Source organism: Citrobacter sp. BDA59-3 (assembly GCF_015167655.1).
GTDB classification, from domain to species: Bacteria; Pseudomonadota; Gammaproteobacteria; order Enterobacterales; family Enterobacteriaceae; genus Phytobacter; species Phytobacter diazotrophicus.
Window position 1 is genome coordinate 1,821,194 of record NZ_CP063427.1, and the last position, 15,472, is coordinate 1,836,665.

The 15,472-nt window shown below is 50.5% G+C and carries 21 protein-coding genes and 1 tRNA gene; 15 read left to right on the forward strand and 7 right to left on the reverse strand.

The window, feature by feature from the left end:
* Positions 1 to 459, reverse strand: coding sequence for a methylglyoxal synthase (gene mgsA, locus IP582_RS08430; protein WP_193795636.1), 459 nt, complete (start codon positions 457 to 459; stop codon positions 1 to 3).
* A 111-nt stretch (positions 460 to 570) separates the two neighbouring features.
* Positions 571 to 1,233 (reverse strand): DUF2057 family protein, encoded by a 663-nt coding sequence (locus IP582_RS08435; protein ID WP_193795637.1) that lies wholly within the window; start codon positions 1,231 to 1,233, stop codon positions 571 to 573.
* 153 nt (positions 1,234 to 1,386) lie between these two features.
* Here IP582_RS08435 and IP582_RS08440 point away from each other — a divergent pair, with 153 nt between their 5' ends.
* Positions 1,387 to 1,800, forward strand: a complete 414-nt coding sequence (locus IP582_RS08440; protein WP_193795638.1) for a CoA-binding protein — start codon at positions 1,387 to 1,389, stop codon at positions 1,798 to 1,800.
* A 25-nt stretch (positions 1,801 to 1,825) separates the two neighbouring features.
* On the opposite strand, the gene hspQ is transcribed toward IP582_RS08440, so the two are convergent.
* Positions 1,826 to 2,143: a heat shock protein HspQ gene (gene hspQ / locus IP582_RS08445; RefSeq protein ID WP_039078594.1), complete on the reverse strand. Its 318-nt coding sequence runs from the start codon at positions 2,141 to 2,143 to the stop codon at positions 1,826 to 1,828.
* Positions 2,144 to 2,203: 60 nt separating this feature from the next.
* Entirely contained in the window at positions 2,204 to 3,415 is a 1,212-nt protein-coding gene (gene rlmI / locus IP582_RS08450) for a 23S rRNA (cytosine(1962)-C(5))-methyltransferase RlmI (protein ID WP_193795639.1), read from the reverse strand.
* Positions 3,416 to 3,649: 234 nt separating this feature from the next.
* On the opposite strand from rlmI, the gene IP582_RS08455 reads away from it, so the two are divergent.
* The 3 genes from IP582_RS08455 to yccX are packed head-to-tail and all read left to right on the forward strand — an operon-like array spanning position 3,650 to position 5,326.
* Positions 3,650 to 4,177, forward strand: a complete 528-nt coding sequence (locus IP582_RS08455; protein WP_193796210.1) for a YbhB/YbcL family Raf kinase inhibitor-like protein — start codon at positions 3,650 to 3,652, stop codon at positions 4,175 to 4,177.
* 10 nt (positions 4,178 to 4,187) lie between these two features.
* Positions 4,188 to 4,976: a helix-turn-helix transcriptional regulator gene (locus IP582_RS08460; RefSeq protein ID WP_228007950.1), complete on the forward strand. Its 789-nt coding sequence runs from the start codon at positions 4,188 to 4,190 to the stop codon at positions 4,974 to 4,976.
* A 56-nt stretch (positions 4,977 to 5,032) separates the two neighbouring features.
* Positions 5,033 to 5,326, forward strand: a complete 294-nt coding sequence (gene yccX / locus IP582_RS08465) for an acylphosphatase (protein ID WP_193795641.1) — start codon at positions 5,033 to 5,035, stop codon at positions 5,324 to 5,326.
* Here yccX and tusE read toward each other — a convergent pair.
* Both tusE and yccA read right to left on the reverse strand, forming a co-directional pair.
* Complete coding sequence (gene tusE / locus IP582_RS08470) at positions 5,323 to 5,649, reverse strand: sulfurtransferase TusE (RefSeq protein ID WP_039078598.1); 327 nt, start codon at positions 5,647 to 5,649, stop codon at positions 5,323 to 5,325. The genes yccX and tusE overlap by 4 nt on opposite strands.
* 91 nt (positions 5,650 to 5,740) lie before the next feature.
* The gene (gene yccA / locus IP582_RS08475; RefSeq protein WP_039078599.1) at positions 5,741 to 6,400 is read right to left on the reverse strand and encodes an FtsH protease modulator YccA; all 660 of its coding nucleotides are present in this window, start codon (positions 6,398 to 6,400) and stop codon (positions 5,741 to 5,743) included.
* A 276-nt stretch (positions 6,401 to 6,676) separates the two neighbouring features.
* Between yccA and IP582_RS08480 the strand changes: the two genes are divergently transcribed.
* Positions 6,677 to 8,305 carry an ABC transporter substrate-binding protein gene (locus IP582_RS08480; RefSeq protein ID WP_193795642.1) on the forward strand — a complete coding sequence of 543 codons (1,629 nt, stop codon included), beginning with the start codon at positions 6,677 to 6,679 and terminating at the stop codon, positions 8,303 to 8,305.
* A 146-nt stretch (positions 8,306 to 8,451) separates the two neighbouring features.
* Positions 8,452 to 8,539, forward strand: a tRNA-Ser gene (locus IP582_RS08485).
* Between the two features lie 862 nt (positions 8,540 to 9,401).
* Here the strand turns inward: IP582_RS08485 and IP582_RS08490 are convergent.
* The gene (locus IP582_RS08490; protein ID WP_228007951.1) at positions 9,402 to 9,788 is read right to left on the reverse strand and encodes a helix-turn-helix domain-containing protein; all 387 of its coding nucleotides are present in this window, start codon (positions 9,786 to 9,788) and stop codon (positions 9,402 to 9,404) included.
* Positions 9,789 to 9,869: 81 nt separating this feature from the next.
* Here IP582_RS08490 and IP582_RS08495 point away from each other — a divergent pair, with 81 nt between their 5' ends.
* The 9 genes from IP582_RS08495 (at position 9,870) to IP582_RS08535 (ending at position 15,067) form a co-directional block, all read left to right on the forward strand.
* Complete coding sequence (locus IP582_RS08495; protein ID WP_193795643.1) at positions 9,870 to 10,076, forward strand: Cro/CI family transcriptional regulator; 207 nt, start codon at positions 9,870 to 9,872, stop codon at positions 10,074 to 10,076.
* A 141-nt stretch (positions 10,077 to 10,217) separates the two neighbouring features.
* Positions 10,218 to 10,430, forward strand: coding sequence for a hypothetical protein (locus IP582_RS08500; RefSeq protein ID WP_193795644.1), 213 nt, complete (start codon positions 10,218 to 10,220; stop codon positions 10,428 to 10,430).
* 2 nt (positions 10,431 to 10,432) lie between these two features.
* Positions 10,433 to 11,419 (forward strand): helix-turn-helix domain-containing protein, encoded by a 987-nt coding sequence (locus IP582_RS08505; RefSeq protein ID WP_193795645.1) that lies wholly within the window; start codon positions 10,433 to 10,435, stop codon positions 11,417 to 11,419.
* Positions 11,416 to 12,804, forward strand: a complete 1,389-nt coding sequence (locus IP582_RS08510) for a replicative DNA helicase (protein WP_193795646.1) — start codon at positions 11,416 to 11,418, stop codon at positions 12,802 to 12,804. Before IP582_RS08505 ends, IP582_RS08510 begins: the two co-directional genes overlap by 4 nt.
* Positions 12,805 to 12,845: 41 nt before the next feature.
* Positions 12,846 to 13,046 (forward strand): hypothetical protein, encoded by a 201-nt coding sequence (locus IP582_RS08515; RefSeq protein ID WP_193796349.1) that lies wholly within the window; start codon positions 12,846 to 12,848, stop codon positions 13,044 to 13,046.
* 175 nt (positions 13,047 to 13,221) lie between these two features.
* Complete coding sequence (locus IP582_RS08520) at positions 13,222 to 13,413, forward strand: hypothetical protein (protein ID WP_193795647.1); 192 nt, start codon at positions 13,222 to 13,224, stop codon at positions 13,411 to 13,413.
* A gap of 66 nt (positions 13,414 to 13,479) precedes the next feature.
* The gene (locus IP582_RS08525; RefSeq protein ID WP_193795648.1) at positions 13,480 to 14,076 is read left to right on the forward strand and encodes a DUF1367 family protein; all 597 of its coding nucleotides are present in this window, start codon (positions 13,480 to 13,482) and stop codon (positions 14,074 to 14,076) included.
* Complete coding sequence (locus tag IP582_RS08530) at positions 14,073 to 14,255, forward strand: nuclease domain-containing protein (RefSeq protein ID WP_193796350.1); 183 nt, start codon at positions 14,073 to 14,075, stop codon at positions 14,253 to 14,255. The genes IP582_RS08525 and IP582_RS08530 overlap by 4 nt, the downstream gene beginning before the upstream one ends.
* The gene (locus IP582_RS08535; protein ID WP_193795649.1) at positions 14,252 to 15,067 is read left to right on the forward strand and encodes an antitermination protein; all 816 of its coding nucleotides are present in this window, start codon (positions 14,252 to 14,254) and stop codon (positions 15,065 to 15,067) included. The genes IP582_RS08530 and IP582_RS08535 overlap by 4 nt, the downstream gene beginning before the upstream one ends.
* Positions 15,068 to 15,472: the final 405 nt, after the last annotated feature.

The following is a 15,472-nucleotide window of genomic DNA, read 5'->3' on the forward strand; positions in this document are numbered from 1 at the left end:
CTATTTCAGACGTTCAGCGAGGTAGCGCTGGTAATCCGGGATCAGGATTTCGACGCTTTCTGAGAAACCGGGAGACTGGATGATGAAATCAGCGGTGGAAAGGTTCGTGGCGACCGGAATATTCCACACGGTCGCCAGACGCAGCAACGCCTTAACATCCGGGTCGTGCGGCACTGCGTTCAGCGGATCCCAGAAGAAAATCAGCACATCAATTTTGCCTTCCGAAATGAGCGCCCCAACCTGCTGATCACCCCCCATCGGGCCGCTCAGCATGGCATTCACTTCAAGACCGGTAGCCCGCTGAATCAGGTTCCCAGTTGTCCCGGTGGCATAGAGAACGTGATTAGCCAGTTTTGGCTGATGGCGTTCAACCCATGTCATCAGCATCTGCTTGCAATGGTCATGCGCAACCAGTGCGATGTGCTTACGCACGGGTAAGGAGCGTGTTGTGAGTTCCATAATCCGATTCCGTCAAAGTATTTTCGCTACAGATTACTGGAAGCGCCTGATGCTGCAAGAGAATGGCGTAAAAAATTATGCGCGAATGCGCGTAATGTTAACTCGCGCGGATCATGACGGGGGTTGTTGCTTAATCCATTGCATAAAACGGTCACGGGTTTGCGGGTCGGCCTGTTGGTACCAGAACCTCAGGCGCTGTTCTGTGAGGGTTTGCGATTGCGTCTGTGGAGTATCCAGTTCTGAAACGCCAGAGAGTAAGGTGCTGTCATCGGCCATCATCGTCGCAAATTTGGGTAGCGAAGCATATTTCCCGGCTTTGTTGTAATGCTCTGTCTCACGTTCATAGTCAATGACTTTCCCGTTTGCACTGATCTCAAGGATATCGAGTTTTACCGGAATCGGTGTGGCGTTGCCATCCAGTAAAGCCAGATGAGGCGTGGTGTTAAATGCCTCGGCTGCCTTTGGCGTGTCGATAGGGGGGAGGTTGAAGTTGACCTGGCTGATGCGCTGCGTATCGAAGGTGGCAATCAGCGGTACGGAAATATATAGGCGGGATTCGTGGTTGCCGGGCTCCATATTTTTTTCAACCCGGAAAACCACCTGATGAACGCCGTTTTCCAGTTCTATACTTTCCGCGCCGCGAAGCAGTGAGCTGGACACCTTTTTGCCATCAAGAACCAACAGGTCGATATCGCCAGACAGGCGAAGCGACGTGGCCAGTACATTAACCGGTATCAAACACGTGATAATGAATACTGCCCACCCGCACTTCATTGCACGCTCCCCTGTTCTCATTGCAAATTCACATTTCAATTTATTTATTAACTTATAGACACATAACCTGTTCTCGCACTCATACTTCTGTATGGGATACATGGTTGTAGCGCAATGTTTGACATACACTTTGGAAAACCGCTGGAGGAAATCATGAAAGAGACCGATATCGCCGAGATCCTGAAATCGACACGTACCATCGCGTTGGTGGGGGCGAGTGACAAACCTGACCGGCCGAGTTACCGGGTCATGAAGTATTTGCTTGACCAGGGCTACCATGTTATTCCGGTATCACCGAAAGTTGCCGGTGAAACGCTTCTGGGGCAGCAAGGGTATGCCACGCTGGCTGATGTGCCGGAAAAAGTGGATATGGTTGACGTATTTCGTAATTCCGAAGCGGCATGGGGTGTTGCCCAGGAAGCTATTGCCATCGGCGCGAAAACATTATGGATGCAGCTTGGCGTAATCAACGAACAGGCCGCCGTGCTGGCCAGTGAGGCGGGATTGAAGGTCGTGATGGACAGATGTCCGGCTATTGAAATCCCGCGGTTAGGACTCGCAAAATAAAAACACCCCGCATTGCGGGGTGGTGTCAGTTACGCAGGCGGGGTGCCTGCAGTTGCCTGCGGATCGTCCGCGCCAGCTCATCCATCGACGGTTGTTCAGGATGTTCTTGCTGAATTTCACTGGTCAGTTGTGCTTCGGCCAGATAGGTGTGTACCGGCTGGCCGTCATCATCTTCCATTACCACATGGTACCAGGGCGCAGCCCGGAGTTCATCGTTAACCGCCAGCTCGTCGACTGACGGTTCGTCGAGTGAATACTCAGGGTCAATATCCACCACTACGCCAAGATAGCCCAGCAGCGAGTGGCGAACCTGCTGACCAATACCGTATTTGCTGGCAATCATTGTCACCTCCCGGGAACCTGTACATGACCCAGATATGCGGGCAAGGCTCCAAAAATCAAGTTACATGACGCGACAGGCAAACCCTTTAAGGTACAGTCCTTCCGGGTAGGGAGCGATCACCGGGTGATCGGCGGCCTGACGGAACTGCTCTATAAATTGTACATCACGGCCAGCATCTATTGCGGCGTCGGCGATGATTTTCTGAAATAAATCTGTGGTCATCAGGCCAGAGCAGGAGAAAGTCAGTAACACGCCGCCGGGGTTCAACAGCTGGATAGCGAGCATGTTGATATCCTTATAGCCACGACATGCTCCCTGAAGCTGACTCTTATTTTCTACGAATTTTGGCGGATCCATGACGATGACATCAAACGTCTCGCCCTGATCGCGATATTTGCGTAACAGTTTGAAGACGTCATCACGAATGAACTCAGCCTTGCTAAGGTCAAGCTTGTTTAACTCAACGTTCTTTTTGGCAACGTCCAGCGCTTCCTGGGAGGTATCCACACTCACCACCTGACGGCAATTGCCCATCAGAGCGGACACGGCGAAACCACCCGTATAAGAGAAACAGTTAAGGACGCGTTTGTCGGCAACGTAACGGCGGGTTGCCAGGCGGCTGTCGCGCTGATCGAGGTAATAGCCGGTTTTGTGACCGGCCTTAATATCGACATACAGCTTCATGCCATTTTCCTGGATTGGCAGCAGATCAGGCGGCAACTCACCCACAACCGGACCCTGCGCGAGCGCCAGTCCCTCTTTTTTACGTACCGCAACATCGCTGCGATCGTAGATGGAGCATTGCGGGTAGAGTGTCTGCAGCGCAGAGATAATGGCAGCGCGCTGATATTCAGCGCCAGCGCTCAGCAATTGCAGTACCAGGAAACTACCGAAGCGGTCAATGGTAACGCCCGGTAAACCATCGGATTCACCTGCAATCAGACGGTAGCTGTCCAGCCCGTCGCGCTCTGCCAGCCAGTCACGCCATTGCTGTGCCTGCTGCAGGCGGCGGGTAAAGAATGCGATGTCGATGAGCTCGTCTTTGTCGAAGGTCCAGACGCGAGCGCGAATTTGCGATTCTGGCGAAAAGGCGCCGCGCGCCAGCCATTTACCCTGCGCATCGACAATGTCGATAGTCTCACCGAGACGGGCTTTTCCTTCCATACGGCTTACGGCGCCGGAGAACACCCAGGGATGGCGGCGCAGCAAGGACTTCTCGCGCCCTTTGGCTAACACTAAACGGGGAAACCTTGCGATTGTAGATTCGGTCATACCGGGGAACCTCTGACGAACGTCAATATTAACCGGGGATATCGGCCCGGCTCTTGATAATTAAACGGCGCGTAGGGTAGCACACATGCCCGGGCCAGGCACCCGCCTGATGGGGTGAGCGTTTCGGCACAAAAACAAAACGTTCAGGCACAACGTCTGCGCACGCTAAATCTTAAATTGTATTTCTCAACATCAACGAGGAAATACAATGAAAAAAACACCTTCACCGTCTTCATTTTTTTGGCCGCCGGGAGCGTTAATGCCTTCGCGGCTGAGACGTTTAGCCTCAGCAGTGCGGATATTCAGAACCATCGTTTAACAGAACGACAGGTTTTTGCGGGATTTGGTTGTCATGGCGGCAATACATCACCGCAACTGGGCTGGCATAATCCACCCGCAGGAACCAAAAGTTTTGCGATAACCGTTTATGATCCTTCAGCCCCGACGGGAAGCGGCTGGTGGCACTGGACGGTGGCGAACATACCGGTGAAAACACAAACACTCCCAACAGGCGCGGGAGATGAAAAGAGCCCTACGTTGCCTGACGGGGCAGTTCAGGGGCGAAACGATTATGGCTATGCGGGCTTTGGGGGCGCATGTCCTCCCGTCGGCGATAAACCGCATCCGTATCAATTCACCGTATGGGCGCTGAGTACTGATAAACTGCCCATTGATAGCAATGCAAGTGGTGCACTGGTTGGCTATATGCTCAACAGTAATGTCATTGCAAAAGCGAGTTTCACAGCAACCTACGGAAGATAAAGGTGACACGGTGCAGAAAGTCCAGTTTCAGCATAAAACGTTAACGGCGGCAGAAGTTCGTTCGAACCATCTGCATCGTCTGCATCGTGTAAAGCTTTTCAGTGCCGCCATTTGCCATATTACGCGGGGAAGCAAGGTTATTATTCAGGAAGAGGATCGGGTTGTCGCGACACCTGATGAGCTTATTATCGTTCCGGCGAATACCTCTCTTGAAATCATTAATCAGCCAGTACAAGGCCAGTTTCACTCCGATTTATTAGTATTATCGCCCGATCTGCTCACAGAGTTTAAAACACAATATGTACGCGATTTTCCAGCCGCCAGGCCTGCGTCCGTATGCACCCCTCTAACTCATGAACTGGCATTTATGTGGGACAATTTATTGCATGCGGTTCGCCATGATTTACCGGAAAAATTACAAAAACATCAGGCGATGGGGCTTTTGTTAGCACTGCTTGAAGAGGGGGGGGCGGGGCCACTTCTGATTGAGCGTCGTTATAGTCTGACCGAGCAGGTGCGACAAATTGTCATGTTATCACCCGCAAAAAACTGGAGTGTGCAAGAGATAGCAGGGCAACTTGCTATTGGCGAATCCACTTTACGCAGACGGCTTAAAGGTGAGTCTCAAAGTTACCGGCAAATTGTCGAGGAGGTTCGCATGTCGCTTGCCTTGTCACAGCTACAATCCACTACCTTGCCTATTGGCGAAATAGCTTCACGCTGTGGGTATCTTTCGGGTTCGCGTTTTACTGCCAGATTCCGCGAGCATTATGGATGTTTACCTAAAACTGTACGCTAATGGTTAACGTTCCTACTATTAAAAGAGAGAGTGATTCTGCGTGAGAGGAGGTGGTTATGGCGAACGAGACAACATCGAATTGCGTAATATGCTGGGTTCATGGCATGGTCCAGGGCGTCGGATTTCGTTATAGCACGCAACGTGAGGCGCAGCGTCTGGGATTAACCGGTTACGCGCGCAATATGGACGACGGCAGTGTAGAGGTTGTCGCTTGTGGCGATAACGAGAGAGTTGAGCAACTCATTACCTGGCTGAAAGCAGGTGGACCGCGCAGCGCACGAGTTGAAAAGGTCTTAACAGAGCCTCATCAACCCGGCAGAGAATGGACGAATTTTGGGATTCGCTATTAAATGCACTTTACCGGTTTTGGCAGGCCGGCAATTTTTGTTGCCTGCTTTGCCGGTCCTTTCGGGAAGAGGCGATACAGATAACGACTGTTGCCTTTTTCTTCACCAAATTTGTTAGCCATCGCTTTTACCAGCATGCGAATGGCGGGTGACGTATTGAATTCCAGATAAAACTCGCGCACAAAGCGCACCACTTCCCAGTGTTCTTCTGCGAGGGTGATTCCTTCATTTTCGGCAATCGCCGACGCCAGTGCTTCATTCCACAGAGTCGTGTCTTTCAGATAGCCTTCGCTATCGGTTTCAATTTCTTTACCGTCAAAGATCATGGTTGTTCGCAAGGTGAGTCAATAACGCGGGGAGTGTAGCAAAAAACAAAGCCCCGCATAAGCGGGGCCCTGGTAATGCACGATGACGCGATTAGTCGCGGCTGGCGAAGCCCAGAATGCTCAGCAGGCTTACAAAGATGTTGTACAGCGACACATACAGGCTCACGGTTGCGCGAATATAGTTGGTCTCGCCGCCGTGAATGATGTTGCTGGTTTCAAACAGGATTGCGCCTGAGGAAATCAGTATGAACACTGCGCTAATAGCTAAATGCAGCGCCGGAAGTTGCAGGAAGATATTGGCAACCATCCCGACCAGCACAATCACGATACCTGCCATCAGCATACCGCCGAGGAAGGACATGTCTTTGCGTGTGGTCAGCACATATGCTGAGCAGCAGAAGAACACCAGTGCGGTACCCCCGAGCGCCAGGCCGATGATATCGCCCATGCCCGCAGACAGGTAAGCATTCAGGATTGGGCCCAGGATGTAACCCAGGAAGCCGGTAAAAGCGAAGGCCGAAAAAATACCCGCCGGTGAGTTCGCCGTTTTATAGGTCAGGAACATCAGGCCGTACATCCCAACCAGCGTCAGAATCAACCCCGGAGAGGGCAGCATCAGCACGGTGCTTGCGGTTGCCGTGATGGCGGAAAAGGCCAGCGTCAGGCTCAGTAAGAAATAAGTATTGCGCAGCACCTTATGGGTGCTAAGCAACGATGAACGGTCGCGCGAGGAGGTAATAATACGATCCATGAGGCACTCTCTTTTAAAATAACAGATGTCATTAAATGTCGAGGATAGGAAATCCCCGTTTCCTTACAAAGTTGTTTTACCCATCTTTACTCAAAAAGCAAGCAAATCCATTTGGTTAAATATGCTTCAAATGCTCAAAAATTAAGCATAAGTGCGCATTTGAAGAAAATAACCATACCAGTGTCTTATATGTCACTGAAAAAAATTGCCCTGATGACTTGAGCGCGCTAAGAAAGAAGTCGCGTCGTCATCAGGAATATAATCAGGGCGAAAAAGATGAAATCACGATATTTTAACCGTATTACCGTAAGCGCCTTAGCGTTAGGCATTATGAGCGCCTCCGCGTCGTTAAACGCGGCGACAGTTCCCGCAGGAACTGAGCTGGCGGCCCAGCAGGAGCTGGTGCGTAACAATGGCAGCGAACCTGCGTCTCTCGATCCGCATAAAGTAGAAAGCGATGTCGAATTCGGGATTATCAGAGATTTATTCGATGGGCTTGTTGCGGTAAAAAAAGATGGCACTGTTGAGCCTCGTCTCGCGCAATCATGGGAAAACAAAGACAACACGGTATGGGTGTTTCATTTGCGCCCTAACGTGACGTGGTCTGATGGCACGGCCATTACGGCAAAAGATTTCGTCTGGAGCTGGCAGCGACTCGTCGATCCGAAAACTGTGTCTCCTTATGCCAGCTACCCCGGCAACATGCATATAGAAAATGCCGCCGACATTGCTCTTGGAAAAAAAGCACCCGAGACACTGGGTGTCAAGGCGCTGGATGATAATACCCTGGAGGTTCGCCTGACGAAGCCGACGGCGGCTTTTCTCGCTATGCTGGGGCATCCGGCAATGGTGCCGGTCGATAAAATACTGATCAACCGCTTTGGCGAAAAATGGACCAAGCCTGAACATATTGTTACCAGCGGCGCCTACAAACTTAGCGACTGGGTAGTCAATGAGCGTATTGTCGCGGTACGCAATACGCGCTACTGGGATAATAGCGCGACGGTCGTCAATAAAGTGACGTATCTGCCCATCTCCTCTGAAACCGCCGATGTAAACCGCTATAAAGCCGGTGAGATAGATATCACCTATACCGTGCCGATAAATCAGTTTGCCCAGTTGAAAAAGACGCTCGGCGATCAGGTCAACGTTTCGCCGCTGCTGGCGACCTATTACTACGAATTCAATACCACTAAAGCACCGTTCAACGATCCGCGCGTACGTCGGGCGCTCAATATGGCGCTGGATAAAGATATTATTGCCGATAAGGTGATGGGGCAGGGGCAGCGTCCGGCCTGGTTAATCAGCCAGCCAGAAATCGGCGGAGTAACCTTATCCGCACCGGATTACGCCGCCTGGCCACAGGAAAAACGGATTGCAGAAGCGAAGCGACTGCTTAATGAAGCCGGGTTTAATGAGGCGCATCCACTGTCGTTTAATCTGCTTTATAACACCATGGAGACCCATCAGCGCATCGCGATTGCCGTTAGTTCTATGTGGAAGAAAAACCTGGGAGTAGAGGCAAAGCTGCAAAACCAGGAGTGGAAAACGATGCTTGATGCCATGCATACCGGTCACTTCGATCTGGTTCGCTATGCCTGGAATGCCGATTATGATGATGCCGCAACCTTTTTGAATAACTTCCGTACGGGCGATAGCGAGAATACCTCGCAGTACAGTAATCCGGCTTACGATGACGCATTACGAAATGCTGCCAAAGCAAGCAATCTCGCCGAGCGAAGCAAATATTACCAGCAGGCGGAAGATTTACTGGGGCAAGATGTCCCGGCGATCCCTGTTTACCATTATGTCCGCGTGCATCTTGTGAAGCCGTGGGTCGGCGGGTTTGACCCGGACAGGCTCGGGTATTATTTAACGAAGGATATGTACATCAAAAAACATTGAGGTGCTGTCGCCATAAAAAAACGGCTGTAAAATGGTCAGTATGTTGTTATTTCAGGCGATTAACACACATTTGGCTGTTTTTCAGGCATATGAACATTTCAGGGCTTTACAGATGCATCGGGGATGTTTATAGTGCGCCTCATTCCGGAAGTGTGGCCGAGCGGTTGAAGGCACCGGTCTTGAAAACCGGCGACCCGAAAGGGTTCCAGAGTTCGAATCTCTGCGCTTCCGCCAGATTAAACAAGGGCTTACCATTAGGTGAGCCCTTTGTTTTTGAGGCAAAGAATAAAAAGACTTTTCGAGAAGAATATCTCACCCCGCCATTTGTCTTAACAGTGACTTTTTCCCAATAAACGCGCGATCACGTCTCAGAGTGATTTGTACTCTTCGGTTATAGTTCAGCACCTGACTTTCTGTTTTGGCCTGTTGAATAAAACTCTCCTTATCAGACGCCTGCATCCAGCCCAACCCATCACATCAGCTTGCCGCGTCAACTTTTTGGACGCAAATAATGCATTAAAACTGATCATGGTCTCTCCTCAATTGATGGATTTGCGCTGATCAGGTGCGGCTAAAACGGGATGTGGTGCATGTCTTGCGGCATCGGACTGCGCATATCCGTCGTGGAGACCATGAGTTTGTTTCTGGTGTGCGGGATTAAATACAGAGGAGTTGAAAGCGTGGTGGTGTGTTCTTGCATAGCGACTCCTGTGATATACTTTCTGCCGAGCCACGGCATAGTCGTTGGTCTTTCCTCGGCGCGGGATTGGTCTCCCGTTGCCACTACCCGATGGATTGGTCTCCGCTCGGGGTAAAAGAGCCCACTTTGGTGGGCTTTTTTACGTCTTTAAGGTTGTGGTGCCAGGCGTTTATCTTCTGATTGCTGTCAATGCAATTGCAATTCATTACGGGTCTTTCCCCTGATCTTTTGTCTGTCTTTCCAGATTGTCAGAACGTTTTACTGAACAACCGCCGCGTGGTTAGTGCGTTGTTGGTGTTATTAATTTAGATAAGTCTAACTTTTTATGCAACTTTAAAATTAGACTAAGCGAACAAAATAAACAAAAATAAAGTTATGTAATTGAAAAATAAAAAATTATTTATTGTTTCTTGCTTTGAGTAATTCTTCGAACAACCGATTGAAATCTGCCACTTTTTCACGCAAGTCGGACAAATGTCGCTCTTTTTCAGACTCCGGAAGGGATGCAAATAGCGATAACAGCTCTTTTTCACTCTCGGTTAGCTGATTTTGCGGGCGGACAGGGTCGCCGGGGGCGCTTTTTTCGTCGCCGTAAAGAATCCATGTAGGTGAGCATTGCAGGGCCGAGCTAAGGGAAAAGAGGTTCTTGCCCCCCGGTTCACTATCTCCAGTTTCCCATTGTGAAATAGTAACATGCGCGACTTTAACCAGCTTGGCTAACGCCCTCTGGGTAAGATTCAATTCTTTTCTGCGCGCTCTAATGCGCTCACCTGGCATCATCATAGTTAGATAATTCTAAATCCCCTTGACTTCGTTATCTCTAACACCTAGTTTGTTAGAAAAATCTAACAATCGGGAGGGGACATGTTTACAAGCGAAGCGATTAAACATTTCGGTAGTAAGAAAAAGCTTGCTGAGGCCGCCGGTGTGAAAGCACCGACCGTATATGCATGGGGTGAGTTGGTACCCGAAGGTAAAGCCGCTCGATTAGCGCTGATCACCGAAGGGGTTTTGAAATATGACCCTGAGGCTTACAAAAATCGCAGCCATTCAACCCATGATGCAGCTTAACAACAGGAGCTGGCCGACTGTAAATGACCGCTGCGCGGCTGTTCGATGCGGGAGACCGACCGCAGCACGTTGCATGCGCCTTATAGACCCAGCAGGAAACACAGCGCCTGACCAGCGTTTAACTGTGCCGAGGAAAGATCAATGCAAACACAATGTATTACATGGCTTAATGGCTTTCGCCTGAATGCTGAGCCGGTATTTATTTCTAACGAAAAGGAAATTTATGTGGTGCAGATTTACGCGGAAAACCAGGACGTGCCTGGATCGCGAAAAGCTGAAACTCGTAAACAATGCCTGTCGACAGCTAATGATGAACACGTGGGCCGATACCTGGCTGAATTGTTGGGGATCTAACGATGAGCATGACGCTGACAGCCCGCGCCATGAGCATTAAAACGGGCAACCCAATTCGTAAACTGGTCCTTATCAAGCTGGCTGATAACGCCAACGACAACGGTGAATGCTGGCCGTCGTACCAACATATTGCCGATCACTGTGAATGCAGTCGTAGTGCCGTGCGCGAACATGTTGAAGCCCTGATTGAAATGGGCTTACTACAAAAACTTAATCGTCCAGGCGTTAAAAATGGAAAGGGCAATGCATCAAACATTTATACGTTAAATCTTGATAAACCTGTGCCGAGAAAAAGCATACCCCCTGTGCCACAAGAAAACACAGCTATGCCGCCAGGTAGCACTCCCCCTATGCCAGTTGGTGGCACCAGAATCGGTCACTATTCTGAATCAGCCATTGATCCAAAAGATCCCCTTTATCCCCAGCGGGGGGAGGATATGGGAATTCACGCTGACGCTCAAAAAGCCCTGGACTACTACAACGCCAAAACAGAGACCCGCTGCCGTGACATGAAACCGTTCGTTGTATTGCTGACACCGACAAGCACCCGGACAGCATATAGCCTGGACGACATCAGACTGGTTATTCGCTGGGTGCTGGCAACCTGGAATCGACGCGGTAGCGGCTTACCAAAACCGGTGAATATTTGCCGCGTGAACCGGTTCGATGGATACATCGCTGACGCTGAAAAATGGGCCATTACTGAGGCAAACATTGATCCGGCGGCTGTCATGGAGGGTTTCAATCAAATTTTTGCCGGGCTTATGCCGATGGCAGAACTGGACGCTGACCGTCGTCGCTCAATTATCCGTCTGGCTGCGCACATGAAAAACCAGACAACCGGGGCATTCCTGGGTTACTTCGAGAGATTCCGTGAAATCGCTTCTGATTTTTATTTCGGAGGTGAACACGACGATTGCTGGCGTGCCAGCTTTGACTACCTGATGAAGCCTGAGACACTCCGCAAAACACGTGAGGGGGCACTGTGACGCCGCAGGAACTGGAATCAATCGTGCTGGCCGGGCTGTTGAACGGCGGCGCAACGCCAGACGCGTTTGACGTTATAGCCACGACGCCAGATACGGCATTCAGCACTGGATTTTACCGCCGGGCATTTGCTGAGATAAAAAAACAGGCACTGACGGACGGCATGATCGACCTGCTGTTTGTGAGTGAGGCGCTGGGCGGGCAGGGGACCCTGGGTAACCTGGCGGAAATCTGCAAACAACCTGCTACTGTGCCGAACCTCAAGGGATACGCCGCAAAAATGGTTAAAGCATGGCGTAGTCGAGAAATGGCGCGCTTGCTTCAGGATGGTGCTGACGGCATACGCAATGCCGTCAATCAGGACCAGCGTGACCAGATCACAGAGAACACTATCGCGCAGTTGTTGGATATGACCGCCGATACCGGCCATGTTCAGCCGGTGCACATCCAGGATCTGTTACCGCGCTACATGAATACGGTTCAAAAACGGATAAATGGCGATGCTGAAACCCGCAATTTAATGACAGGTATAGAAGACCTGGATCGGGCGACAGGCGGCATTAACACCACCGATTTAGTGGTTGTTGCTGGCCGCCCGGGTATGGGAAAAACCGAATTCAGTCTGAACATTGTCCATGCGGTCTCCGGACGTGGCGGAGGCGCGCTGGTTTTCAGTATGGAAATGCATGCCGGGCAAATTGTTGAGCGTTCAATCGCGGGCACCGGGAATATGTCAGTTTCGCGCCTGCGTAATCCGAAAGATATGGAGGATGGGGACTGGGCGCAACTGACCAGCGCGCTGGAGCTACTGAATAACAGGGATATATGGATTGTTGATGCAACGGATCTCACCGTTGAGCAAATCCGGGCTATTGCCGAAACCCATAAACGGCGTTATCCGCATCTGTCCATGATCATGGTCGATTACATGGGCCTGATTAAAAAGCCCAAAGCCGAGCGTCACGATCTCGCCGTCGCGCACATTTCACGAAGCCTGAAAACCATGGCGATGCGCCTGCATACCCCGGTATTTGCCCTGAGCCAGTTATCCCGCGCCGTGGACACGCGCCCGGCGGCACAGCGCCGTCCGGTCATGTCTGATCTTCGCGATTCTGGCTCTATCGAGCAGGACGCTGACAGCATTCTGTTTTTATACCGCGAGGACGTTTACAACCTGGATAAGCCACCAACTAACGTTGCTGAGGTCATCCTTGGAAAATCCCGCTTTAGCGCAGCCGGGACAGTGATTTATCAGGAATTTCGTAACGGGCATTTCCTGCCCATTGATCAGTATTGCGCAAGAGAGAAAACCCGCATTCAACTGGAGGCAAGTCATCCTAAACAGCCACGCCGCTATGACCAGAAGTACAGCAAAGAAGCCTTTTAACCGCGCCTGACCAGCGCCATTGCCCAAACCGAGGAAAGACCATGACCGCTATTATCTATATTGACCGCACCAAATACGCCGACGACGGTTGCGACTGGACCCATGTCATTGTGTGGCATATGAAGGCCGGTGCACGCGCCCGCAGCCGCTCCGTGTTGGTTCCGGCACCGCCGCCGTTTACTGCGCCACAGGTTACAACCACTCTGCCTGAGGTATGTTCTGCTAAAGAAATCGCAGCCTGATGTCATAACCTGTCAGGAAACCATGATAAAACCGCCATCATAGGCGGTTTGTTAACCTTTTGGTAATAAAAGGAAATTTTGTAAATTTTCCAGAAATAGTGATCCTAAGTATTTGCACTACGGATGATTGGAGAGTATAAATACTGTTATTATATACAGTATTCTGAGGTGACACGTGATTGAAATTGAGGAGGTAACAGAGCAACTCCCAGCGGATGGACGTGTCCTTATAACGTGTAAAAACGGTATTATCTGCAGCGTGCGCCAGGTGCACGAAAATGAACATGTGGCAACACTTAATGCTCTGATTGAAATAGCAAAAATGGCTGGTTATACGATCACTAAAAACGGGTGCGTTAAGGTATAAAATGTGGGCTGGCCTGAACAACCAGTCACCACTTACTGAACAATTGCTGCGTTAACGGGGGAACCGATGGCGCAGTATAGCTTTATCAAATCTACTAGCGGGGTATTAATTCCTGCTACACCAGACACACAGGCCTTTATCAACTCAAAGGTCAAAGCGGGTGCTGTTTTATATGCTGATTTCAGGCAAGCGCGTAATCCGGCGTTTCACCGGAAATTCTTTGCGCTCCTTAAGCTGGGCTTTGATTACTGGCAGCCTGGCGGCGGTGCAATTTTTTCGGCCGATAAAACGCTGATTCGAGGTTATGTACAGCTCGTCGCACACCATGCCGGGTATGAGAAAACCCTTCTGCAATTAGCAGAGCGATATCTTTGCGAACAAGCCGGGATACGCGCCAGAAATAGCAGTCTGGTGAAATCCTTCGACGCGTTTCGGGCATGGGTGACAATTGAAGCCGGGTTTTATACAACCCATCAGATGCCAGATGGCTCTGCCCGCAAAGAGCCTGAATCGATATCATTTGCAAAAATGAATGAGGTCGAATTTTCCCGACTCTATAAAGCTGTCCTTGATGTTCTGTGGAACTTCATTCTTTTCCGGGCATTTCCCACACCGCAGGCCGCTGAAAACGCCGCCGCTCAGTTGCTGGATTACGTCGCATGAAAAAAGTCGATCTCACTAAACACATGTGCGGGCGCGCACTCATCGTCCGCACTCCTGGTCTCTGTAATTTCAATCCCAGTACCGGTGCTCCGGCGCATTATCGCATCGCAGAAACCTTCGGCACGCCGAGGGGATTTTTCGCACTCAGTAAATCTGGAGAGAAGGGGTTTTTAAAATGAAACTGGAATCATCACTCAAACATTTTAGCCCTCAGGGTATGCAGATTAGCGACAGCATAAAAGGGACTTCTCCGGATCGTCTTACTGGTACTGATGTTAAAGCTGCCATGGGTACCACCAGCACACGGGCACGCTTTGGACTTGCCGCTTTTTTGGGTAAAGCTGGCGTTAGCAAATCTGATGAGCAACTGGCGGTGCAGATGCTGGTACGGCACGCAATGGAGATTGCACCGAAGAATGTCCGAAAGGCGGCTGGCCGGCAATTCAGTCATTGTATGTTGTTGCTGGCTCAATTCGCTTTCGCGGATTACTCACGTTCGGCGGCAACTGACGCAACCTGCTCTGGTTGCAACGGTACCGGAAAGACGACCAGGACGCAGGTCACACGCAAAGTCTCTTATCCGTGGGGAAAGGCGCCTTACTGGGCCAGCCGATCCCGCGCGGTTCATCCGTCCGACTGGGAAAAATGGACAGAGGTAACGGAGATTTTCCCGGTCAAATGCGAAGCCTGCGAGGGCAAAGGCCTACTAAGCGCCCGATGTCGCTGTGGCGGTAAAGGCGAGATACTCGACCGTAAGGCGACGAAAGAAAAAGGGGCTCCCGTATTCAAGACATGCAAACGTTGCAATGGCCATGGATTTTCGACAGTTTCTTCTGCAACGGTCCATCGTGCAATCCTGACGTATTTACCAGACCTCCATCAGTCGTCATGGTCACGTAACTGGAAGCCGTTCTTTGAAAGGCTGGTGGAGACGCTTCATAAAGAAGAAAAACATGCTGCGTCAGAATTCGAGAAGGTGACTTCATATTGATGCGCCCGGATAAATGACGATAACTTTTTGCATGACACTGTTGACTTTGCATAAACGTGTCCTGTATGATTCTAATCATGGGTGTTTACGCCCGTAAAGAATAAATTATAAAACCCTGCCTTCTGGCGGGGTTTGTTGTTTTTGTGCATTGTTGTTTTTGTGAACTGTTGTTTTTGCGCATTAAATACCGCTGTTCAACGTCGGGTTACAAACCCTGAACTGGCCTGAATGATTGATGCGCGACCGCAGGATGTAATGCGTATTCTGCACTTACACCATTCAACAACAATCGCCACCCTCCAAAACGCGCTGGTGGCTCTCGGGCAAACCCTTGAGCTGAGCGCGGCGTAAAAATATTAACGTAAACAAAGGCTCGCTTCGGCGGGCCTTTCTCATTTCTGGCCT